Source organism: Blautia caccae, assembly GCF_040095955.1.
GTDB classification, from domain to species: Bacteria; Bacillota; Clostridia; order Lachnospirales; family Lachnospiraceae; genus Blautia; species Blautia celeris.
In genome coordinates, this window is the sequence record NZ_JBBMFP010000037.1 from 1 (window position 1) to 23062 (window position 23062).

Consider the following 23062-nt stretch of genomic DNA (forward strand, 5'->3'; position numbering starts at 1 on the left):
TCAAATAAAGCTGAAATGCATTTCTGCAATTCATTCAAAAAACTTCATTTTTAGATTTGACTTTTAATAGTTAGTCTTTCATTTTCACTATTGTAGCATTTCGGAAAAAAGAAATCTTGAACGATATGACACCTGGTGTCCGTTTTCGTCCATTATAACATATACGAACTCTTCATTGACAAGGAACTTTTTTACATGCTATAGTAATCATTAGGACAAGCAAATCATCCCAATGAGGTGGATTTTATGAACTTTATTTTGACTGATAAATTGAGAAGACGAATCAGCTCCGTACAGATAACGTTTCCGGTGAGACATTGTACGGAGTTCAGATAGCGGCAGAGCTGCTGTATTCACCGGGAAACAGGTATGGTGCGTATCGGATTATCTGATGCGTTTGTTTGTGTACCTGTTTTCCGTGAATACCCTTGTTCTGTATCTGGCTGCGGCGATGTGTTCGCCGCAGCCTTTTGTCTGCAGACTGACAGGCAGAGGCTTATGATGTCCTCTGCCTTTTTTGCTGCCCGGCAGAGGCATCTGTACAGTACCCATATGCGGGTGGCAGCAGATTTTATCATTTACAGAAAGAGGTATTTACAATATGAATTTGAATACATGGAAAGGAAAGACCTTTCGATTTTTAACAGCCCAGACTATCTCCCTGTTCGGTTCCTCCCTGGTTCAGTACGCGATTGTCTGGTATATTACACTGACAACATCTTCAGGAAAAATGCTCACCATCTCCACCCTCTGCGGCTTCCTTCCCCAGATCATCATTTCCCTTTTTGCGGGGGTATGGATTGACCGCTATGACAGGAAGCTGTTGATCATGCTCTCAGACGGCGTTATTGCTTGTTCCACGCTTATACTGGCTCTGGCTTTTTTGTCAGGGCATAAGAACATCTGGTTTCTGTTTGCTGTGCTGATCATCCGTTCAGCCGGCACCGGAATCCAGACACCTGCGGTGAACGCCATCTTTCCGCAGCTTGTTCCCAAAGAACATCTCATGAGGATGAACGGAATCAACAGTACCCTGTCCTCCTTCATGATGTTCTTATCACCGGCAGCCGGAGGCGCCGTTCTCTCCGCTGCGCCTCTGGAGGCGGCACTTTTTATTGACGTGATCACAGCCATGATCGGCATCAGTATTACTTTTACCATTAAAATACCGCCCTACGCAAAATCATCTGCCGTGGAGGAATCCAGTCTGCAGAAAATAACAGGCGGTATTTCCTACATCAAGAACCATGCTTTTATCAGAAGACTGATGCTGTTTCAGATCATCATCCTGTTTCTGATCAGCCCCTCCGCCTTCCTCACACCTCTTATGGTGAGCAGGACCTTCGGACCGGAGGTATGGCGGCTCACGGTCAGTGAAATGACCTACAGCCTCGGCATGGTCCTGGGCGGCATCCTCATCGCCTCCTGGGGCGGATTTAAAAACCATCTGCAGACCACTCTTCTGGCCGGAGGTGTGTACGGGGCGATCATGATCGGTCTGGGGACGGCGCCTGTATTTTTCATATACCTGGTCATGAATACCATGATAGGCGTTACCTCCCCCTGCTACAACACCCCCATCAATGTGACCATCCAGGAAAAAGTGGAACCAGGCATGCATGGCAGGATTTTCAGTTTCATGCAGATCTCCACTTCCTGCGCGCTGCCTCTGGGTATGGCCTTTTTCGGCCCTCTGGCAGATTATGTTCCGGTACAGTATCTCCTTGTGGCCGCAGGCGCTCTGGTTCTTACCATCTCTGTCTGCTTTAAACTCTTTCGATGTTTTAAGTAGAAAAGGTGTAGCTGTCATCCCATGGCACCAGGGCGTTTTGCATGGATGACTGCCTGTAAATGTAAGGGCACTGAACCGTAAAAAAACACCTGGCCGCAGATGCCGTTTGACTTTTCCGGCATTTATATTATAATAGAGTCAGATTTGTTATTACGAATGTAATATAACAGGATTCCGTTATGATTTACGGGCACCCCGAAAGGAGTGAAATTATGGTGATATCACAGGCATTTATTTTCCGTTTTCTGCTCAGCAATGTGATCATTATGCTGGTCACCCTGGTCTTTTTCCTTATGAAACGCCTTTTTAAAAAGCAGATTCCGGCACGGGGACAATATCAGATTTGGATCATCTATCTTATAATGCTCACGATTCCTTTTCTGCCATTTCGGAACCGGACCTTTTTCCCGGCAGGCTTTCTGAACAGATTATCTTCAAATGCAGGCAGAGCTGTGGAATCTCTGACTGCCGCTGCCGCGCCTGCAGCAAAAAGCACCCTGCAGATACAGGATTACGCGCTGGAGGCAGAAAAATCCGGTGGGAGTACGCTTTTGCTGGTTTTATCTGCTGTCTGGCTCCTGGGTGCGTGCCTGATACTCTGGTATACAGCACGTTCGGCAAAAAAGCTGCATCAGCTTTTCAAAACCGCCCTCCCTGTGCAAAATAAGGCGGTACGCACGCTTTATAAAAAATGCCTGAAGCAATGCGGTCAAAAAAGGCCGTTCCCTCTGCTTGCCAGCGCTTTTATCCAATCTCCTGTATCTGCCAGGGCCTTTCGCCCCTGTATCATTCTTCCCATGGCGTATCTGTCAGAGGAAGATTCAAAAGCGCTTTCTTATATCCTGCTGCATGAGATCCAGCACTGCCGCCGCAGGGATCACGCGGTGAATCTTTTTATGAATCTGTTTTGTATCATTTACTGGTTTAACCCCGCAGTATGGCTGGCAGGCAGGAAGATGCGGGCGGACAGGGAACTGGCCTGCGATGCGTCCGTGCTGGGAATCCTGCAGGAGGGGTGTTACCGGGAATATGGCTCTGTGCTCTTACATCACACGGCAAATGCCTCCCGCTCTGAATATTCCATGACCACCGGATTCGCGGAGAATCAAAAACAGATGAAGAAAAGAATCCTGGGCATTGTCACTTATCGGAAAGAAACAGGAACCGTCCGGATAAAGAACACTGCCTTTTTATTTTTGGCAGCCATACTTGTACTGGCAAACACGCCTTTCCTGTCTGTGACCACATGGGGAGAGACCGTTTCCACATCCCCCAAGGGCAAAACGAAAGCCCTGGAACTGGATACTTTCTTTGAAGGCTATGCAGGCAGTTTCGTGCTGTATCAGCCCTCCTCGGATACCTGGAGCATCTATGGGGAGGAAGAAAGCCGTACACGTATATCTCCGGATTCCACATACAAAATATACAGCGCGCTGCTCGCCCTTGAAAAAGGAACCATCACCCCGGATTCTTCAATCCTGCCCTGGAAGGAAGAGGTGTATCCTTTTGAGAGCTGGAATCAGGACCAGGATCTAAAATCTGCTATGAAAAATTCAGTCAACTGGTATTTTCAGGAGTTAGACAGCAGAGCCGGTCTATCTTCCATACAGGGCTTTTTAGATCAGATCGGGTACGGAAACAGCGATGTGTCGGCAGGTCCCGAAACCTTCTGGATGGAATCCTCCCTGAAAATCTCACCCATTGAGCAGGTCAGACTGCTTGCTGATCTCTATGACAATACATTCGGATTTCAGGAATCCTCCATACAGGCAGTGAAGGAGGCCCTGTGTATTGCAGAGGAAAACGGCTATACGCTCTACGGGAAAACGGGGACCGGCAATATTGATGGCAAAGACAAAAACGGCTGGTTCACAGGCTATGTGGAGACCCATGGTGTTCCAAGCTTCTTTGCCGTAAACATCCGGGGGGAAGACCACGCTGACGGGGCGACTGCCAGCAGGATCGCCCTTGAGATTCTGGCTCAGATGCAGCTTCTGCCGGATTAGAAAGGCAGGATCGCCATACGCGTCTGCGATTGACAAGCTTATGCCGTAAGAATATAATATTTATAATCTCTTTATCAAACCAGGAGGCTGAACCATGAAAGATTTACCCCAGATATCTGAGGCCGAATATGAAGTTATGAAGGTTGTGTGGAAGAATGCTCCCATTAACACCAATGAAATCACAGAAATGCTGTTAAAGACTACAAGCTGGAGCCCCAAAACCATCCAGACACTGATCAAAAGGCTGGTCCAGAAAGGTGCTCTGACATATGTAAAGGAAGGACGCGTATTTGTCTACACACCGCTGGTTCAGAAGGACGAATATCTGGATCATGAGAACAGTTCCTTTTTAAAACGCTTCTATAACGGAAGCCTGTCCTCCATGCTGGCCAATTTTATCGAAAAAGACCGATTAAGCGAACAGGAGATTGAAAATCTCCAGGAGCTTTTGGCACAGCGGTCTTTACATGAAAAATAAAGTATTTTAAGGGAGACAGCTGATGGCTGTCTCCCGTTTTTGTCTGCTACTGCCGGACAGGCACGATCGTCCATCTTCCGTTCTGTTTCATCAGAAAACAGGGGTGTCCCAGTTTATACCTGTAATACTTCTCCACAAGCTGCTGCGGAACCGGGAAATCAAAGCGGTCGAGAAAATAAGATACTTTATAATTTACGGACATGGGCAGTGCCTCCTTCTCTCTGGATAGTATATTCTATGTCCTGTCCCAATGCATTATGACTCCTTCCTGCCCTTATCTGCGGTCTTGGCACCGTCATACAGATATTTTCCCAGCAGATACTGGTATTCCTTTCGCAGGCCGTAATAGGTATCCAGAATCGGTCTGCAGCTTTCTTCCACTTCCTCCAGAACCACATCGAAGTTTTCCCTCAGAACCTCCACCACACTTTTGTCAATCTTTCCTTCCCGGGCCTGCTCCTCTATAATAGACAGAGTCCTGTTCTTGGAAAATGCCTCCTTGTAGCTGCGGGTCCCCAAAAGCGCACTGACAATATCCGATACCGCCACGATCCGCTCCTCTATGGTCAGCTCCTCCCCGCAAAGCCCTCTGGGATATCCGCTTCCGTCCAGCTTCTCGTGATGCCTGAGGGCGATTCTTGTTATCCCTTCCTCTATGGTGCCTCCCAGGATTTCCTCCGTCCGGTCCACATGGGTCCGCATGATAGCCATAGCCTGATTGCTCAGCCTTCCCGGGTACTCCAGTATCTCCACCGGGATTCCGATCTTCCCCAGATCATGCAGAAGCGCCCCATAGAAAATATTATGTATCTGTTCCTCTGACAGTCCCATATGTCTGGCAGCACAGCAGCTTATGCGTGTCGTTGTGATGGTGTGGGTCACTGTATGCTGGCTTCTGAAATCAATGGCATATATCATCATTCTCAAATAATCCTCACATTCCTGCTCTGACAGACGGACATCCGGAAGGATTTTATGAAAGTCTTTCTCCTCATCCAGACATGCAAGCATAGAGAACTGATTATCCGCCTCATAAAACAGATCCAGAATGCTGCCGTCAAATTTGCTTCCTCTTACCCGGTCAAGATATCCAAACAGGTTATGGGAATCCGGATGTTCCTGAAGGTATATGTCAACTCGGTCAGCAAGGCTGATCATCTGGGCTGCTTCCCTTATTCTGTCTTCCAGCGTATCCGGCAGATGGACTGCTGCCACATGATGAAACATAACTGCCCTGGCCCAGTTTTTTAAGGGAGAGAGATTATCAAGAAACACATATCCGTAGATGGAATGTTCCCAGATATCTTCGGATTCAAACTGGGCCATCCGGTTGATCTCCTCGGTCTTGTAAGCGCCGATATCATGCAGCATGGCAAGGATACAAATGTCCTGGATATCTTTTGCAGAATACTTTTTCTGCACTGCCAGCATTCCGTAGACCAGGGATGCCACCCTTTTTCCGTGGTCCACCAGCCTCGGGTCCACATAGTTCAGCGTCCGTTCAATCAGACCGCTGATATTATTACTGTTGACAACTGCTTTTGCCTCCATATAAAACCTCCAACATACGCTTTCTCCACCGCGCGCATTACCAAAAAATATGATATTATTATAATATAATTATTCTGTAATTACAATGAATACCTTACACACAGTCAAAAGAAAACCGTCAAAAGGCGCCCGGCAGACCGGACGCCCATGTGGCAGTGAATCTATCTTTATCAGGAATAGGATTCCGTGTATTCAAAGAAATCAAAATCCGCGTAATGTCTGTGAAACATCCTGTCCGCACAGGTCAGACCTGCCATGGTTCCGGTAAATTCCCCGTACCTGCAGTATTCATCAGAAAAACGGGAGGTATCGAATACCCGGCCGATCTTCTGAAACTCCGTTCCGTCACAGCTCCACTCAAACCATGTCTTCCTCTGCTCCACATACAGCCGCAGATAGACCGGTCCTTCCCCCACAGGTGTTCTGGTATCTGTAAATTCCGTCTTCTCCCTGTTCTCCAGGCAAATAACAGACAGGGCACTTTGTCCCAGGGTCTGGCTGTAATACTTTCTCAGATTGATATAGTTCATATTGTCATAATAGAGGATAAGACCTGCGCTGTGCTGGTAAATCTCAGGATGAAACTCCATTTTCGTGGTGATGCGCGCGTGAAGGGAGGTGAGCTTTCTTGCCAGAATGCTGACGCGGTTTAAGGAGGTTCTGGATTCCTGGCCTCTCAGCCGCACATATCCCGGCCTGGCTGTCACATCCGCAAAGGACTGGGGCATGATCCTGGGTGCGTAATACCAGTTTCCAAGGGTGTCCGCGTCAAAGTCGTCGTAATCCGGTATCTTCGGCATCTCACACTTTGGAAGGCCGCTCTCAGGCACCTGCATCTTTGCCAGCCTGCCGCCGTCAGCCATGCGAAGCCAGCCATCCTCTGTCCATACCATTTTCTGGACAGCCGTCTCCCTGCCCAGTGTGCAGCGAAGCTCCGGTACAAACGGCCTGGCGGTCAGATGCACCAGATACACTTCCCCATTTGGGGTCTCCACATAGCTTCCGTGACCTGATTTCTGCAGTACGGAATCCGGGTTATAGTATTGGGGCTTTAAGTGGTCCGGGTCATGACGCTCATTGGATACACCGGGAGCGGAGGTCACAATGGGATTTTCAGGATCTTTCTCATAAGGTCCCCAGACATTCTCTGCCCTTCCCATAGTCACACAGTGATTGTATCCCGTGCCGCCCTCCGCGCACATGATATAATACCGCCCGTCTTTTTTTGTAAGATGAGGCGCTTCGATACATCCCCTGTCTGTCCCGCCGTTCCAGATACGTTTTGGATAACCGATGACTGCCTTTTTTTCCGGGGAATACTCTGCCAGACAGATGGCGCCCGGTTTCTCATAGCCCTCTCTGGTCTCCCACTCCAGGGAGACGATCCATTTGCGCCCGTCCGTATCGTGCAGCAAAGAAGCGTCAAAACCGGCGGAGTGCAGATAGACCGGCTCACTCCAGGGTCCTTCTATGTCCCTGGCACAGATCAGGTAATTGTCCACATCAAAGTACCTGGCATTCATGGAGTTCATCACCCCGTAGACCACATAGAACATGTCCTCCGCTTCACAGTAAGTCAGACAGGGTGCCCAGATGCCCTTTGCCGAGGGCAGTTTCTTCAAATCCACTTTCTCATCATCTGTCAGTACATGTGTGAGCAGTTCCCAGTGTTTTAAATCCTTTGAATGGTATACGGGAATGCCCGGAAACCATTCAAAGGTGGAAACCGCCAGATAGTAATCATCCCCTTTTCTGCAGATACAGGGGTCCGGATGAAATCCGGGAAGTATGGGATTTTGGATCATAGCATTCCCTCCTATTTTTCATAATCACTTTTATGTATTCCTTTTGCCAGGTCTGTTATTGCCTTTTCGTACTTTTTATCCAGGTCAAAGAAACACAGGCAGATGGCTGCAATCAGGACGGATACAGCGGGTATCCACACAAAAGACCAGGTGATCGCGGACTGTGATGCCGCAGACTGTACGGCCGCATCTGCCTTGAATCCTCCGGCGTTTAACACCCATCCGAGAACCGCGGTTCCGAAACCGGAGCCCACCTTCATACAGAAGGAGGAGGCTGCATTTCCCATGCCGGCTGTTCCGTAGCCGTTCAGCCACTCCCCGTAGGTGATGGCATCCTGCAGGGCACCGAACATAGTGGCGGCGCCGAACCCGAACCCGATTCCTTTTACAACGGAAAGCACACATACCAGCGTCAGATCCGTGGTAAACCCTGTCAGCAGGAAACCTGCCATGGATATGAGCATGCCCATGAGAAACACATTGCGTTTCCCTGTCTTTTTCATGATAAAAGGCGTCACAAACATGGTGGCGATCTGCGCCACAGACAGACAGTTGGAGATGGACGCATAATAGCTCTCATCCCCCATATTGTATTTTGCATAGTATACAGCGGAGCCAAAGAAGCTTGACATCATGAAATACATGGCAAACAGGGCAATGACAAGTAAGACCCAGTATTTGTTCTTCACAAGGCCTGCCAGCCCTTTTACAAAAGACACCTGCTCCTTTTCGGCCTGCTCTGTCTTCTTTTGTTCCACCACGCGTTCTCTGCAGACACCGAACATGAAAAGGTTCAGCCCTACAAATACCAGCATCAAGAGCACAAAGGTCAGTGTCCATCCCTTCTGGCTGTAAGCGTCACCGCCGCCGAAGGCTGTGGTCAGTTTCAGTACCACTGTGTTGATGGTCATGGTCCCTGCTGTTGCCAGCAGCATCCTGAAGTTGCCCAGAAGCCCTCTCTCATACTGGTTGGTGGTCATCAGGCCGTTCATGGTGGCATAAGGCACGTTGATTCCGGTATAGAAAATGGTGGAAACCAGATTATAAGTCAAAAACATATAGGCAAGCTGTGCTTTTCCCACAAAGGAGGAAGGCACACTGAACATGAGGACCGTGCAGACCGCCAGGGGAATACAGAGTCTTGCGATCCAGGGGCGGGCCTTGCCCCATTTGCTGTGTGTATGGTCAATGATATATCCCATGACCAGGTCTGAGATCCCGTCAAATATTTTCGATATGGCAATGATAGAAGCCGCTGCCGCCGCGTTTGCCCCCACTACATTGGTATAATACACAAGCAGGAATGCACTGATAGCTGAGTACACCAGGTTCCCCGCATAATCTCCCACACCGTAACCAAACCGCTCCACAAATGACAACTTTGCATTGGGATTCATATCTGTCTTCATAATCTGTTTTTCTCCTTTAACTGCATTTTATTTTATCCAAAAGGCTTATCCTTCCTTAGGAAACCATCCGAAATCCGTACATCTTCCGAAATCCCAGCTGTCCCATCCGATCCATCCGGCATCGTTCACGGTATCCACCAGAAGCTTATAGCTCCAATAAAAATATCCGGAGCCTTTTTTCCAGGCATCTAACTGTTCTTTGGCAAGCGCGCTGTAGATACGCTTTTTCTCCTCCGGGCTTACAACCTCCGCAGGTGCTCCTTCCACACCGTTTAACACACTCTGGCCGCCCTTTGTGTCACAGCCGCAGGCAAGAGAGTTGAACAGGCACCATTCTCCGCAGATGACCGGAAAATACTGCTGCATTTCTTCTATGTCTTTTGCCAGTGTCCCGCGGATGTAGGCAGTGTAGGATTCCACGTTCTGTTCACAGCCAAGGGCCTCCGCCACCATCAGATACTGGTGTGTATCCAGCACCACATTTTTGTATTTGTCTTCGCGCATGAACTCTTTCCAGGCTTTTAACTCAAAGGCGTCATGGATCACCACATATTTTTCATCCGGCATATATTTTCTGATTCTGTCATATGCCTCCAGATAGAAGCTGCGGATAAATTCCATGGTGTTCGGCCTGCTGCCCCGCGCCTTTTCCGGGTCGGCCGGTTTATAACGGTTTGCCACATCCATGGTTGTCCACATATCCTCCAGGATGGGCTCATTGAGAATTTCAATGCCCCACAGACCCGGTCTGGTTCCATAGCGCTTCGCCAGCCGTTCCAGAACGCTTAACTCAAATTCCACCTCGTCCGGCTCCTGGGACCATTTGCAGACGCCGGAGATTCCCCCGTTGTCAAATCCGTTCTGGCTGTCCGGCGCAGTGTGCAGGTCGATCAATATCTGCAGCCCGTATTTCTCTGCCCAGCAAAATGCTTTGTCCAGCTCCTCTACACAGCCGATGAAAGGTTCCCTGTCGCCAAAGATAAAATACGGCACCGGAATCCTGACCGCATCCATTCCCATGGATTTGATCCTTGTAAAATCCCTCTCCGTGATATACTCCGCACGGTGGATTTTTATTCTCGCCTCATATACCTCTTTGGAGAGCTGCCTGGGAAGATAGTATTCATCCTCCGCTGTGGTTCCCTCAAAAAGCGCCGGACTCATCCATTTTTCCAGTACCAGCCAGTTTCCCAGATTTACGCCTTTTACATACATAATCCATTCTCCTTTTCGGACTTTGTCTTTATTTGCCTTGATTTTATGACAAAATCAGCGGTTTATATATCACTTTTTTCGGTTTTTTATCACTTTCCCCAGATTATCTGTTATAATGGATATAGATTCCCATACAGGAGGTACTTTGTTATGAATATCCCTTATCTGATGCGGCACGTTTCATACGGCCTGCACACCATCGTGCGGGATTACGGGGAAAAAGAGGAAGTGACGGAGAGATTCTGCGGACGTCCTGACTTTACGGACAGCAGTTTTTATGAAGGTTCTCTGGAAGAACATCTGCTCTTTGGGGATTCCGGGACGCTGCCGCTTTTGTTGTCTGCCGGAGATAAACTGATATATGCGAAAGTTACGGTTCCGGGACACCGGTTTATCATCGGCCCGGTTAAGCTCAAGACGCCGGTGCGTCTCATCCACTGTGATAAACAGCCTGTCTATGATGAGAGTTTCCTGGATACGGTGCCGTTTTGTGACTTTGCGGAGTTATCGGTAAATATTCTTCTTATACATAATCTTTTCTGGGAACAGACTTTGAATGAGCGGGATTTGATCGTATTTAACTGTATTGACGAAACCCTGGATACAGAGATTCAGAGACATTTTTCAGATCTGCTGTTTGAGAATCAGGAGGCTTCCATAGGACATAACCCCTATGACCAGGAGCTGCGGGAATTCTCCAGTATTGAGAACGGAGATGTAAAACAGCTGGAAAAAAGCTGGGCTGAGGATTACACGGGAAATGTCGGTGTTCTGGCAAAAGACAAGCTGCGCAACTGGAAAAATATCGGTATCGTGGTGATCACCCTGGCAAGCCGGGCGGCCATACGCGGCGGCATCCTGCCTGAAATCTCCTTTTCCCTGAGTGATATTTATATCAATAAAGTGGAGGAGGCTTCTGATATGGCTTCCATCACCCATCTGCTGCGGCAGGCTGAGTACCAGTATACCAATATGGTGAAAGAACAGAAAGAGCAGCTAAGCGGCACAGGGAACAAAGAAAAGAATCCCCATGTCCGCCGCTGCAAAGATTATATCTTTTCCCATCTGCACGACAGGATCACTATACAGGAGATAGCTGACTTTTTGGGCATGAACCCGGGCTATCTCTCTGAACTGTTCCATAAATGCGAGGGAATGTCCATCAAAAATTTTATTCTGCGTGAGAAGATCGGTCTGGCCAAAAATATGCTGACCTATTCCGGATATTCCTATATCGAAATTGCCGCATACCTGGGTTTTTCCTCCCAGAGCCACCTTGGAAAGCAGTTCAAAAAGCTCACCGGCTTCACCCTCAGTGAGTACCGGAACACATACGGTGTCCGGCAGTTTACCTCCTGATCACTCTCCCAAGAAATAGCGTCCATAGGCATCGGCTGCCAGGATCGCAGCGGATACGGTCTCCGGTGTCACCTGGAAAGGCATGTTGTGGAGAGTATCGTTCTCTGCGCAGGCAGCCTCTGCCACTGCCATGACTTTTTCAGGAGTCACCTCTTTGACGCCCAGCTCTTTCAGGGTGACAGGCAGGCCCACTTCGATGCAGAAGTCAATGATCATCTCCAGCTCCTCTGCAGGGATGTTTTCAAGCACAAGCTGTGTGATGGTGCCGAAAGCCACCTTCTCCCCGTGGTACATGGAATGGCATTCTTCCAGTACGGTAAATCCGTTGTGGATGGCATGGGCGCCTGCAAGTCCGCCGCTCTCAAAACCGATACCGGAGAGCAGTGTGTTCGCCTCAATGACTTTTTCCACTGCCTCTGTGCAGGCACCTGCCTCCAGAGCGATTTTAGCCTTCACACCTTCCTCCATCAGTGTGTCAAAGCATAATTTTGCCAGAGCCATGGCTGCGCCTGTGGATTTGCCATTTACACAGGTCTGGGCATCGCTTGCGGCACAGGCACGGGCCTCAAAATATGTAGCCAGGGCATCTCCCATGCCGGCTACGGTCAGGCGCACCGGGGATTTTGTGATGACCTCTGTATCCATCAGCACCATGTCCGGGTTCTTTGGCAGGAACAGGTATTCCTCAAATACCCCTTCATCTGTATAGATCACTGACAATGCGCTGCAGGGCGCATCTGTGGAGGCAATGGTCGGGCAGATGATCACCGGCGTGTTCTCATAATACGCGGCAGCTTTGGCGGTATCAAAAATCTTGCCTCCGCCGATACCGATGACCAGGTCACAGCCTTTTTCTTCCATGATCTTTTTCAGACGGTTGATCTCGTTTTTGGAGCATTCCCCGTTAAAATAGTCGAAATACAGGGTACAGTCAGCATCCGCAAAACTCTTCTCAATCTCTTTGCCGATTCTTTTATAGCCGCCCTTACTGATCAATATAAGCGCGTTTTTCCCAAGACCTTCCGCATAGGTGCCAAGCTTTTTCAGCTCTCCTGCGCCCTGCACATATTTTCCGGGACTGCTCAATATTTTTGCCATATCTTACATACCTCCTGTTTGTCATTAATTTAACATACTACAGATTCATTATAACTTTTTTCCGCAGAAAATACAATCTATTTCCTGTCATTCAGGACAAAATCACGGAGGTGGTACTGCTTTGTGCCTTTCAGCACATTTTTCTGGTACTGCAGACAGGTGACCAGCAGATAACACCCGTACACCACCAGAAAGATCGCCACTGCTGCCCCAAAGGAGGCAATGAGCATACTGCGCTGAACCGGAAAGGCCAAACCGATACCGGCCATATAGAGAAACAGGAAAAACAGGGGAAGTGCCATGGGAAGAAAGAAATACACGGCGCTCTGCCTTACCGTAAGTTTTCGGATCTCGGTGTCTGTGGTCCCCATTCTTCTTAACTGGTCATACTGATAACGGTATTTCCTGCTGCTGCTCAAAAGCTGTACTGCCAGAATTGTGGCACAGATAAAGATACAGATAAATGCAGCATAACAGCAGATGAAGGCTGTCATCATATAGATAGACTGCAGCTCCTGCTTCTGGCCTTTATAGGTACACGCCATAATAAAGCTGGGGCCGTCGTGGCCTGCGGTCTTTTCTATGGTTTTCTGAAGGGCATCCTGATAATCCGTGTTCTCTCTGTCCTTTACCATTGCCACATAACATCCTCTGGAATGTGTCATGGAAGCACAGGCAGCATCCGGCAGAATCAGAATGGTGCTCGTGCCGAATCCGCTCTCATTCATATTAGCCTGCGCAAAAGGCCCTTCCAGCACTTCGCTTAGACGGTATTTTCTGCCCCCTGTTAAAAGGGTGCGTTCTGCCTTCTCCAGCTTCTTTTTATAATAGGTTTCCTGGGTCTGGATCGCGTATTCATCCTCAGAAAGAGAGATGGGCTTCTTCCCGAGCAGTTCCCTGAGTTTGTTGTAATCCGATAATCGAATGCAGCGGTCCATATTGGTCTCCGCCGCCCAATCCTCGAATCCCTCCACTTCCTCCTGCTTGCGGCCGAGCATTTCCACGATGATGGTGCTGTCCTCCATCTGATAGATGTCATAGGCCAGGTCTTCTGTTATCTCGCTGTGTTTTCCCACAAAACTCCGGCATGTCTCTGCATCCAGTCTGCCGTAATGCTGTGTAACTTCCACGTCAAAGGGCACCGTTTTCTCCAGGGCGTCCTCATAGGCATTTGCCATAAAGGAGGCGCCTCCAAGCCCCATAAAGGTGAACAGCAGCAAAATGGATAGGACCCCCAACTGTCTGCCGTTGGTGTTCAGACGGGCTGTGAGCTGGCGGTAGAAAAAGATATTGAGATGATGCAGCCTCTTTCTGCTCTTTTTATACCGAAGCAGTATCCAGTTGGCAAGATGCCGGTAAAAAAGCATAAGACTTGCCCCCTGCAGAATAATACCTGCTGCCATAAGAAACATGTTGGCAAAGCCTGAAAATACATCAATTCTTACAGTAAACGCCACATACAGACAAATCAGGCCCAGTAATCCCAGGGCCACGGCTCCTGTCATTTTTAATCGGATGTGTTTTCCGCTTTTTGCCCCTCCGCCTTCATTCTGCCTGCTGTAATTCATCAGTTCCTTTATTTTCACTTTTTTAAGAATCCGGTTCTGCTTGAAAAGGCAGAATACAAACATAAGAAAAAAGCACAGGACTGTCAGACCAATTGCCGGGAACTGAAAGGACAGGTCCATATAATAGGCTCTGTCAAACATTTTAAAAATCACCTGGCTAAGTGCCAGATAAAAGACATTTCCCAGCAGAATGCCTGCTGCCAGCGCCGCACTGCCGATCAAAAGCTGTTCAATGAGAAAAAGGCGGCTCATGGCCGGACGCTCCATCCCCATGGTCATATAACAGGCAAATTCCCGGCTTCTCTGCTCAAAGATAAAATGAGTGATGTAAGTGATCAGCCATCCCAGAATCAGCACCACCATCACCGTCACGCATACGAGAATGGACATCATAGGCCGCATCAGCTTGCTGAAGGAATTTATGGCATCGGAAAACAGCAGGGAGTTATAGGCAAAGATCAGGGTGATGCTCAGGACAAGGGTCAGCACATAGATGGCATAGTCCCCCATACTCCGTTTTACATTTCGTATAGCCAGTTTAGCGTACATGGGCAACATCACCGCCTAACATGGACATCACATCCAGGATTTCCTGGAAGAATGCTTTTCTGTCTTTTTTCCCCTTCCGCATCTCTGTGAAGATCCGCCCGTCCCGAAGGAAAAGGATCCTGCTGCAGTGGCTGGCTGTAAATGCATCGTGGGTAACCATGAGGATCGTGATCCCCATATCCCGGTTCAGTTCCTCCATGGTCTCCAAAAGCATGGCGCTGGATGCGGAATCCAGGGCCCCGGTAGGCTCATCTGCCAGCAGCAGGCGCGGTTCATTGACCAGGGCTCTGGCACAGGCACAGCGCTGCTTCTGTCCTCCGGAAACCTCATAGGGGAATTTGTTCAGCTCAGAGAGGATTCCCAGCTTGCCGGCAACCGCCTCCACCTTCTTTCCGATTTCTTCCTTCGGCGCTCTGCGTATGGTCAGGGCCAGTTCAATGTTCTCCCCCAAAGTCAGGGTATCCAGAAGATTGTACTCCTGGAATACAAAGCCCAGGTTTTTGCTTCTGAAATGCGCGATCTCCCGCTCTGTCAGCTTTGTAATATCTTTTTTGTCCAGCAGGATCTGTCCGCCGGTTGGTTCATCCAGTGTGGAGATACACTGGAGCATGGTGGTCTTTCCGGAGCCGCTGGCCCCCATAATCCCCACAAATTCGCCGGGTTCCACCGTAAAGCAGACATCATCCAATGCCTTGGTCACATTTGCGTTCTCCCCATAATATTTGGAGACGTGTGTAATATTCAGTAATGGTTCCATATTTATCACCTCAGGTACAGAATATCATATCTGCTTTTTTCAATGTATCTTACATTCTTGCCAAAATCTTACTTTTCCGTAAGAATCGAAAGGCAGATGGTGAACCGGGTATAGACCCCTTCCTCGGAACAGACACTAAGGCCAATGCCGAGCCCGTCACATATTTTTTTACACAGATAAAGCCCCATACCTGTGGAGCGGCGATTCTCCCTGCCGTTTTTTCCTGTAAATCCTTTCTCAAAAACCCTGGGCAGGTCTTCCGAAGAAATGCCGCAGCCGTTATCCCGGATGTGCAGGAGCAGCTTATTGTCTCCGGCGGCGAAAAAGGAGAAGGCTATTTGAGGAACCTCCCCTGCCTTTTTATAAGTGACCGCATTGTAAACGATCTGGTTTAAAACAAATAAAAGTGCCTTCTCATCTGCATAGACTTTTGGTATGGCCTCCGGAATATCCAGGGAAACCCGGTTTTGTATCAGAAGCTGCTTGTTCATGGACAGGCACTCCCGGATTACCGCCCCTGTATCCACCTTCTGTATCCGAAAGTCCGAGTGGGAGCTTTCACTGCGCCCGAAATACAGAATCTGCTCTGAGAGGTGGTTCATTTTTTCCAGTTCCAGAAGTATGGCCCTGTTATCCTGCGTCTTTTCCCTTCCGGCAATGAGGGAGACCACGGAAATGGGCTGCTTCATATCATGGACAAAGGTTTCCAGCCGCTCCCTGTATTCCTTTTGCAGCCTTTGGGCCTCCTCTGTCTCCTCCAGCATGGATTTCGTACATTCTTTCATCAGACAGTAATAGCCTGCCTCCTCCCAGGTATCCGCATCCTTCCATACCATGGGAAAGAGATACTTTTTATCCAGGCTTTCCATTAAAACTGCCATTTTATGAAAATACTTTCGTTTTCTCAAAAAATGCAGCAGGTTCCACAGCACAATACCACCCATATAGGCCCCTGCAAGAGGGATGAGCTGCAGCCATGTAAGACCAAGGGCCCGCAGATACAAAGAGGCAGCACACAGGCAGAGCACCTGCACAAATACAGGTACTGCCTGCTGCCGCCAATACATACGCCCGCTCATATCAAATACCCCTGCCCGTACCGGGTAACGATCAGGTCTCCTGCGTCCAGTTCCTTTAATTTCCCTCTGAGCCGGGTCATATGGACGCTGAGCGTATTGTCATCAATAAAAACCTGGTTGTCCCACAGCTCCTCTATAAAATCCACTCTCCGGATCACTTCACCGGGACGGGCAAAAAGGCAGGATAAGAGAAGTGTCTCCTGCCTGGTCAGTATGACCTCCCGCTCTCCCCTGCACAGTTTTCCCTTGGCGGGCAGTAAGCGGAAGTCCTGCCACAGGATTTCTCTCTCTGTCCCCGCATCCGGGTAGCTGCGGCGAATAAGGGCTTCAATTCTGGCAAGCAGTATGGGCATTTTATAAGGCTTGCGGACAAAGTCATCCCCGCCCATGGTCATGCCGTACAGCTCATCCATATCCGTATCCCTGCTGGTCAGAAAGAGAATGGGGATTCTGGAAAAGCGCCGGATACTTCTGCATATCTCATATCCGTCCCTTCCCGGAAGCGTTACATCCAGGAGAACGAGATGGACCTTCCCTTCTTTTACAATATCCTCCACATCTTCAAAGCGCTCAGGCACCGCCGTCTCATATCCATGGCTTTCCAGGTCCCTGGACAACTCTCTTCTGAGCACCTCATCATCTTCCGCGATCAGAAGTCTCATCATTGGCCCTGTCTCCTTCCTGCTGCTCCCCAAATGTCTTTAATATGGCACGCGCTGTACTCAGACCGTTGGCAGATGCCTGCATCAGTCCTCTTGTAATGGATGCGCCGTCTCCCATGGAACGCAGCCCTTTGATATTTGTCTCAAATTCTGTGTTGACCAGGACTTTGTTGGAATAGAATTTGACTTCCACCCCATAGAGCAGAGTCTCATCGCTTGCAATCCCCGGTGTCACCTTATCCAGCGCCTCGATCATCTCCACCACTGCCACCATGATCCTGTGGGGTAGTACCAGAGATAAATCCCCGGGAACCGCATCCTTCAGTGTGGGGATAATATTGTTTCTTGTAAGCCTCTCAGCGGTCGTTCTCCTGCCTCTCTTAAAGTCTCCGTATCTCTGCAGCAGGATTTTTCCGTCACTTAACATGTTGCCGAGCTGTGCAATGTGCTTGCCGTACTCGACGGGAGAGCGGAAAGGCTCTGTGAAATTCTTAGAAACCAGCAGGGCAAAGTTTGTGTTGTGCGTCTTTTTTTCCTTGGATTTGTACGCATGACCGTTGACCACGGCCAGGCCGTTCTCATAGTATTCCGCTGAAACTTCACCGGAGGGGTTTGTACAGAAAACCCTCACCTTGTCATCAAAGGTTGGGGTATAGTAGACCAGTTTCGCTTCGTACAGCTTTTCATTTAATTCCTTCATGATCTCATCCCGGACTTCCACACGGACACCCACATCCACGGTACCGTTTCTCGTCTCTATGTGATGTCCGCTGCAGACACCTGCAAACCACTCCGAACCTTCCCGGCCAACACCGGCTGCGATCTGGGGCGCGTAAAAGGTCTCCTGTTTGTCTGTCACCACACCTTTTACTTTCCCGTCCTCAATGAGAATATCCTTTACCATGGTCATAAACAGAATTTCCACGCCTTCCGCCAGAAGATGCTCCTGCAGGCGTGTATAGATCTTATAGCCTTCCTCTGTACCCAGATGGCGGATGGGGCATTCTATAAGCTTTAAATTGGCGCGGATGGCTTTTGTACGGATATCCCATATGGCTGCCTGGTCATCTATTCCGTATACCTTCCTGTCCGCTCCGAACTTCAGGTAGATCTCATCCGCCTCATGGATCAGCTTCTCCGCCTTTTCATAGCCCAGGATTTCCGGCAGCGTGCCGCCCACATCCGGTGACAGGGAGAGCTTACCGTCTGAAAATGCCCCTGCTCCGGCAAACCCTGTTGTGATGGAGCAGGGTTTGCAGCCTGCGCAGACATTGGTGGTCCGTTTGGGACAGCGGCGTTTTTCTATGCATCTTCCCTTTTCGATCATCAGGACCTTGAGCCGCGGATTTTGGCGCTTTAATTCATAGGCACAGAAGATTCCCGAAGGGCCTGCGCCGATAATGATCACATCATAATTTTTATCCATATTCTGCCTCCCTTGCTAACGCTTGTCGCAGTCGCCAAATGTGAGCAGGCTCCCACTTGGCTCGTTGCTGTCATTATATCGTGATTGCATCACGATCTTGTCGCAGTCGCCAAATGTGAGCGAGCTCCCACTTGGCTCGTTGCTGTCATTATATCATACTTGCGTCAGCGTGTGTCTGAAAATTCTTCCCGGCATTAGAAAAGTGTATAGATTACGCCTCCCACGATTCCCGTTCCGATCATGACTGCTACGGGGTTTGCCTTCCATTTGCGCAGCACGAAAAAGGAACACAGAAAGATTACCGCTGCTGTCCAGTCCGCTGTTTTTATTTCTGATATAACTGATGTACCGGTAAAGGACAGAAGAAGGATGGTCAGGGCGGCAGAGATGATCAGTCCCAGAGAAGCCGCCTTCAGTCCGTTTAATATCTCCATAATATACTCTGATTTATGATAGCGCTGAAACAGCCGGTACAAAAAGGCGGAAATGCTGATGCCGGAAATCACGCACCCAAAGGTTGCCAGAACCGCTCCCGGTATACCGGCTATCTGTATGCCGATAAATGTGGATGTATTTACAGCCAGGGGTCCCGGTGTCATCTGGGATATGGTGATGATATCAGTAAATGTCTTCTGGGAAACCCATGCGAACCGCTCTACCACCTGTTCCTGTATGAGCGGAATGATGGCATAGCCGCCTCCGATACTGAAAAGCCCGATCTGGAAAAATGTCACTGCAAGCTGCAGAAGTCTACCCATATATCTCACCCCTCTTCCTGAACCATACACGCCCGGCACAAAGGCCGCAGCACACCAGCAGGATCACCGCAATATTGGTATCTGTCAGAAAGCTTATGGCAAATACCACAGCGGTCATGGTACTCAAAAGCGGCGAACGCTCCTTCAGCACCGCCCGTGTCATATCCACCACAAAATCCACAATAAGAGCGGCAACACCTGCCTGCATTCCTTTCAGTACAGCAGCTATGACGGTATTGGCTGCCACCGCCGCATACCATTTTGAGACGACCGATAAAATGACCAGAGGCGGAATAACAGAGCAGATACCGCTGATGACAAGCCCTGCCATCCCTGCCGCCCGGTATCCCGCCAGAGAAGCCATATTGACTGCGATCGCCCCCGGGGTGGACTGGGCAATGGCAGCCATGCGGATCAGCTCCTCCTCATCAAACAGATGCTTTTTCTCAACAAAATATTTTCTTATCATGGGCACGACCACATATCCGCCTCCAAAGGTAAAGGCGCTGATAAACAGATTGATACAGGCCAGCCACAGCCATAGTTTTATTTTCTCTCTCATACTGAAATCCTCCCTAAGAAGACAGTATAACCCTTGTACAGCAATCTGTAAAACGATATAATATTGTCATAATCATTAATTTTATTCATGATAAAACAGGGAGGAACACTTTATGATGACACTGCGCCATCTCTACATCTTCAAGACTGTATGCGAAACAAAGAATTTCACAAAAGCCGCACAGAAACTATACATCACCCAGTCCGCCGTCTCCCACGCCATCCGGGAGCTGGAGGAATACGCCCAGACCGCGCTTTTTGACCGGCTCTCCAAACGTGTCCAGCTCACCAGAAGCGGAGAACTGCTTCTGGAAGAAATCCTTCCCGTACTGGCTGCCTGTGAGTCCCTGGACAGCCGCATAAAAAGCCTGGAAAAACAGGCTCCCATCCATGTGGTATCCAGCATCACCATTGCGATCCACTGGCTTCCGTCCATCCTTGCCTCCTTCCGGAAGCAGTGGCCCGATGTGACGGTACAGGTGGAGGTGGTGAGCGCTGCCAACGCACTGGAGACTCTGCGAAGCGGAAAGGCGGACCTGGCTCTTTTGGAAGGCTTTGTTCCCCAGGGGCCATTTTCCCACGTTTCTTTTGACAGATACCCGCTTCAGATCCTCTGCGCTCCCCAATATCCCTGTATACATACCTCCATGGATATGGAAACCTTCTGTTCAGAAAATCTGCTTCTGCGGGAAAAGGGAAGTGCCATCCGCGATGTGCTGGACAGCACGCTCCTGCTCCTGGGCCATTCCGTACACCCTCTGTGGGTAAGCGTCAATTCCCCTGCCCTCATAGAAGCGGCTAAAGCCGGGCTTGGCATCACGGTCCTTCCCGATCTTCTGGTAAAGGATGAATTGGAAAAGGGTACCCTGATTCCTCTTCACGTAGATGGGCTTTCTCTGGAAAATGAATTGTTTGCTGTATGGCACAGGGACAAGTTTCTGCCTGCACCCCAGAAAGCGCTTCTATCCTGTATTGCGCCCGATTCAGAAAATGCTTGACAGTATGTCATCGTGTGTCTATAATGTACTTATACAACAAGTACACTATAAAACAGAAAGGACCTGATACATGGAGATCATTATCAGCAGCAATACAAGCAAGCCTATCTATGAACAGATCACTTCCCAGATAAAAGCTCTGATCATAAGCGGGGAATTAGAGACCGGCGAGCCGATCCCCTCCATGCGGGCACTGGCGAAATCTCTGCATGTGAGTGTCATTACGGTTCAGAAAGCCTATGAAGATCTTCAAAGAGACGGTTTTATTGAGACAACGGTAGGCAGAGGAAGCTTTGTCTCCGCCAGAAACAAAGACTTTTATCAGGAAGAACAGCAGCGCCAGGCAGAGGAACACCTGCAGGCTGCCGCGGATATCGGACGCACAAGCGGAATCCCGCTTGACAAACTGACCGAACTTTTATCTATTTTTTATGAGGAGGAGGAATAACTATGGAGCCAATTTTACAAGTGGAGAATCTGACAAAACAGTATCCTGATTTTACGCTGGACCATATATCATTCTCAGTTCCAAGGGGAACCATTGTGGGGCTGATCGGAGAAAACGGCGCGGGAAAAAGCACCACTCTGAAAGGGATCCTGGATCTGATCCGAAAGGATGACGGAACCGTCCGCCTCTTCGGAGAAGAGCTGACGGAAGACAGAAAAGACATGAAAGAAGATATCGGGGTTGTATTTGACGGAATCCATTTCCACGAATCCCTCACACCGGCCAAGATTGAAAAAATTTCCGCAGCCGCCTATAAAAAATGGAATACCCAAACCTACCATGACTACCTGAAACAGTTTGCCCTCCCTGCAGATAAGGAGATCAAAACCTTTTCAAAAGGAATGAAAATGAAGCTCAGCATCGCAGCCGCCCTCTCCCATGACCCAAAACTCCTCATTCTGGATGAGGCTACAAGCGGTCTTGACCCGGTGATGCGGGATGATATCCTGGATGTGTTCCTGGATTTTGTCCAGGATGAGAACCATTCCATTCTCATGTCCTCCCATATTACCACAGACCTGGAAAAGGTGGCTGACTATATTGCATTTTTACACAACGGGAAAATTATTTTCGACAAAGAAAAGGACGAACTGATCTACCGTTACGGTATCATCCGCTGCAGCTCCTCCCAGTTTGAAAAGCTGGATAAAGAAGACATTTTAGCCTGCAGAAAGAAGGATTACCAGTGGGATATACTGGTTGCCGACAGAGAGAAAGCTGCGCGCAGATATAAAGATTTTGTCATAGACAACGCAACTATTGACGATATACTTCTGTTGTATGTAAAGGGGGATGTCCTGTCATGAAGAGTCTGATCTTAAAAGATATATACAATATCATGCATAATATGAAAGCCCTGGTCCTGATGCTCTTTATCTTTCTATTCATCACGATCCCGCAGGGCGGCGCCGCGGCCTATGTCATCACATGCTGCATCCTCTGCGCCATGATGGTTGTCACCACATTCAGCTTCGATGAGAACGCCAAATGGGAAAAATACGCCATGATCATGCCAATCTCAAGAAAAGACCTGGTCCTCAGCAAATTTGTGATCCTTCTTTGCTTCTGTCTGTTTGGCACGGTATTCGGCGGTGTCCTGGGAATCGCAGGCAGCGCCATAATCGGCAGATTTCATATCACCTCCGTATCTGAATGGCAGGAACTGCTGGCAGTCTGCCTTGCGGGCGTGGCAATCTCCTTCTTTCTCGGCAGCCTTGTCATTCCTCTGCTTTTTAAATTCGGAGCGGAAAAAGCCCGCACACTTATGCTCGCCGCCTTTCTGCTTCCCGTACTGCTCTGCCTGGGACTGTATTATCTTCTGAGAAGTTTTGGTATTGAGCTTACAGACAGCGTTGTCCTTCTGCTCACCTGCATTTCTCCTCTTATCCTCCTTCTGTGGACGGCAGCCATGTACCGTATAAGCTTCGGCATCTTTAAAAAAGCAGAATTCTGACATACCATATCCCCCGAAAACCGGCTGTAT

The 23062-nt window shown here is 49.0% G+C and carries 21 protein-coding genes; 8 read left to right on the forward strand and 13 right to left on the reverse strand.

The annotated features are described in order from the left end of the window. Positions 1-601: 601 nt before the first annotated feature. The 3 genes from WMO65_RS24760 to WMO65_RS24770 all read left to right on the forward strand — a co-directional run bounded on the left by WMO65_RS24760 (position 602) and on the right by WMO65_RS24770 (position 4276). Complete coding sequence (locus WMO65_RS24760; RefSeq protein ID WP_148393865.1) at positions 602-1792, forward strand: MFS transporter; 1191 nt, start codon at positions 602-604, stop codon at positions 1790-1792. A 212-nt stretch (positions 1793-2004) separates the two neighbouring features. Then, positions 2005-3798, forward strand: a complete 1794-nt coding sequence (locus WMO65_RS24765; protein ID WP_187370705.1) for a BlaR1 family beta-lactam sensor/signal transducer — start codon at positions 2005-2007, stop codon at positions 3796-3798. 94 nt (positions 3799-3892) lie between these two features. Continuing rightward, a complete protein-coding gene (locus tag WMO65_RS24770) occupies positions 3893-4276 on the forward strand; it encodes a BlaI/MecI/CopY family transcriptional regulator (RefSeq protein WP_033139611.1) in 384 nt (127 codons plus the stop codon). Between the two features lie 46 nt (positions 4277-4322). Here the strand turns inward: WMO65_RS24770 and WMO65_RS24775 are convergent, their stop codons facing one another. The 5 genes from WMO65_RS24775 to WMO65_RS24795 all read right to left on the reverse strand — a co-directional run bounded on the left by WMO65_RS24775 (position 4323) and on the right by WMO65_RS24795 (position 10256). Next, positions 4323-4478: a hypothetical protein gene (locus WMO65_RS24775; RefSeq protein ID WP_156120802.1), complete on the reverse strand. Its 156-nt coding sequence runs from the start codon at positions 4476-4478 to the stop codon at positions 4323-4325. Positions 4479-4531: 53 nt separating this feature from the next. After that, on the reverse strand, positions 4532-5827 hold the full coding sequence (locus tag WMO65_RS24780; protein ID WP_103732552.1) for an HD-GYP domain-containing protein: 1296 nt from the start codon (positions 5825-5827) through the stop codon (positions 4532-4534). A gap of 170 nt (positions 5828-5997) precedes the next feature. Next, positions 5998-7632 (reverse strand): glycoside hydrolase family 43 protein, encoded by a 1635-nt coding sequence (locus WMO65_RS24785; RefSeq protein ID WP_148393869.1) that lies wholly within the window; start codon positions 7630-7632, stop codon positions 5998-6000. Between the two features lie 11 nt (positions 7633-7643). Continuing rightward, entirely contained in the window at positions 7644-9041 is a 1398-nt protein-coding gene (locus WMO65_RS24790) for an MFS transporter (RefSeq protein ID WP_148393871.1), read from the reverse strand. 45 nt (positions 9042-9086) lie between these two features. Continuing rightward, positions 9087-10256, reverse strand: coding sequence for a glycoside hydrolase family 5 protein (locus tag WMO65_RS24795; RefSeq protein ID WP_033139608.1), 1170 nt, complete (start codon positions 10254-10256; stop codon positions 9087-9089). A 150-nt stretch (positions 10257-10406) separates the two neighbouring features. On the opposite strand from WMO65_RS24795, the gene WMO65_RS24800 reads away from it, so the two are divergent. Further along, the gene (locus tag WMO65_RS24800) at positions 10407-11615 is read left to right on the forward strand and encodes an AraC family transcriptional regulator (protein WP_187370706.1); all 1209 of its coding nucleotides are present in this window, start codon (positions 10407-10409) and stop codon (positions 11613-11615) included. Here the strand turns inward: WMO65_RS24800 and WMO65_RS24805 are convergent, their stop codons facing one another. The 8 genes from WMO65_RS24805 to WMO65_RS24840 all read right to left on the reverse strand — a co-directional run bounded on the left by WMO65_RS24805 (position 11616) and on the right by WMO65_RS24840 (position 20074). Continuing rightward, the gene (locus WMO65_RS24805; RefSeq protein ID WP_103732431.1) at positions 11616-12713 is read right to left on the reverse strand and encodes a glycerol dehydrogenase; all 1098 of its coding nucleotides are present in this window, start codon (positions 12711-12713) and stop codon (positions 11616-11618) included. Between the two features lie 77 nt (positions 12714-12790). Next, positions 12791-14830, reverse strand: a complete 2040-nt coding sequence (locus WMO65_RS24810) for an FtsX-like permease family protein (RefSeq protein WP_187370707.1) — start codon at positions 14828-14830, stop codon at positions 12791-12793. Beyond that, entirely contained in the window at positions 14820-15587 is a 768-nt protein-coding gene (locus tag WMO65_RS24815) for an ABC transporter ATP-binding protein (protein WP_033139605.1), read from the reverse strand. Before WMO65_RS24815 ends, WMO65_RS24810 begins: the two co-directional genes overlap by 11 nt. Before the next feature lie 68 nt (positions 15588-15655). Next, the gene (locus WMO65_RS24820; RefSeq protein WP_148393877.1) at positions 15656-16666 is read right to left on the reverse strand and encodes a sensor histidine kinase; all 1011 of its coding nucleotides are present in this window, start codon (positions 16664-16666) and stop codon (positions 15656-15658) included. Next, positions 16663-17331, reverse strand: a complete 669-nt coding sequence (locus tag WMO65_RS24825) for a response regulator transcription factor (RefSeq protein WP_033139603.1) — start codon at positions 17329-17331, stop codon at positions 16663-16665. Before WMO65_RS24825 ends, WMO65_RS24820 begins: the two co-directional genes overlap by 4 nt. Continuing rightward, on the reverse strand, positions 17303-18754 hold the full coding sequence (locus tag WMO65_RS24830) for an NAD(P)/FAD-dependent oxidoreductase (RefSeq protein ID WP_148393878.1): 1452 nt from the start codon (positions 18752-18754) through the stop codon (positions 17303-17305). Before WMO65_RS24830 ends, WMO65_RS24825 begins: the two co-directional genes overlap by 29 nt. 194 nt (positions 18755-18948) lie before the next feature. Further along, a complete protein-coding gene (locus WMO65_RS24835) occupies positions 18949-19512 on the reverse strand; it encodes a chromate transporter (RefSeq protein ID WP_033139601.1) in 564 nt (187 codons plus the stop codon). Continuing rightward, positions 19505-20074, reverse strand: a complete 570-nt coding sequence (locus WMO65_RS24840; protein WP_148393880.1) for a chromate transporter — start codon at positions 20072-20074, stop codon at positions 19505-19507. Before WMO65_RS24840 ends, WMO65_RS24835 begins: the two co-directional genes overlap by 8 nt. Positions 20075-20186: 112 nt before the next feature. Here WMO65_RS24840 and WMO65_RS24845 point away from each other — a divergent pair, with 112 nt between their 5' ends. The 4 genes from WMO65_RS24845 (at position 20187) to WMO65_RS24860 (ending at position 23032) form a co-directional block, all read left to right on the forward strand. Then, positions 20187-21071, forward strand: coding sequence for a LysR family transcriptional regulator (locus WMO65_RS24845; protein ID WP_243128871.1), 885 nt, complete (start codon positions 20187-20189; stop codon positions 21069-21071). Positions 21072-21141: 70 nt separating this feature from the next. Next, positions 21142-21519 (forward strand): GntR family transcriptional regulator, encoded by a 378-nt coding sequence (locus tag WMO65_RS24850; protein ID WP_148393881.1) that lies wholly within the window; start codon positions 21142-21144, stop codon positions 21517-21519. A 2-nt stretch (positions 21520-21521) separates the two neighbouring features. Beyond that, on the forward strand, positions 21522-22385 hold the full coding sequence (locus WMO65_RS24855; RefSeq protein ID WP_148393882.1) for an ABC transporter ATP-binding protein: 864 nt from the start codon (positions 21522-21524) through the stop codon (positions 22383-22385). Further along, entirely contained in the window at positions 22382-23032 is a 651-nt protein-coding gene (locus WMO65_RS24860; protein ID WP_148393884.1) for an ABC-2 transporter permease, read from the forward strand. Before WMO65_RS24855 ends, WMO65_RS24860 begins: the two co-directional genes overlap by 4 nt. The last annotated feature ends 30 nt before the right edge of the window (positions 23033-23062 follow it).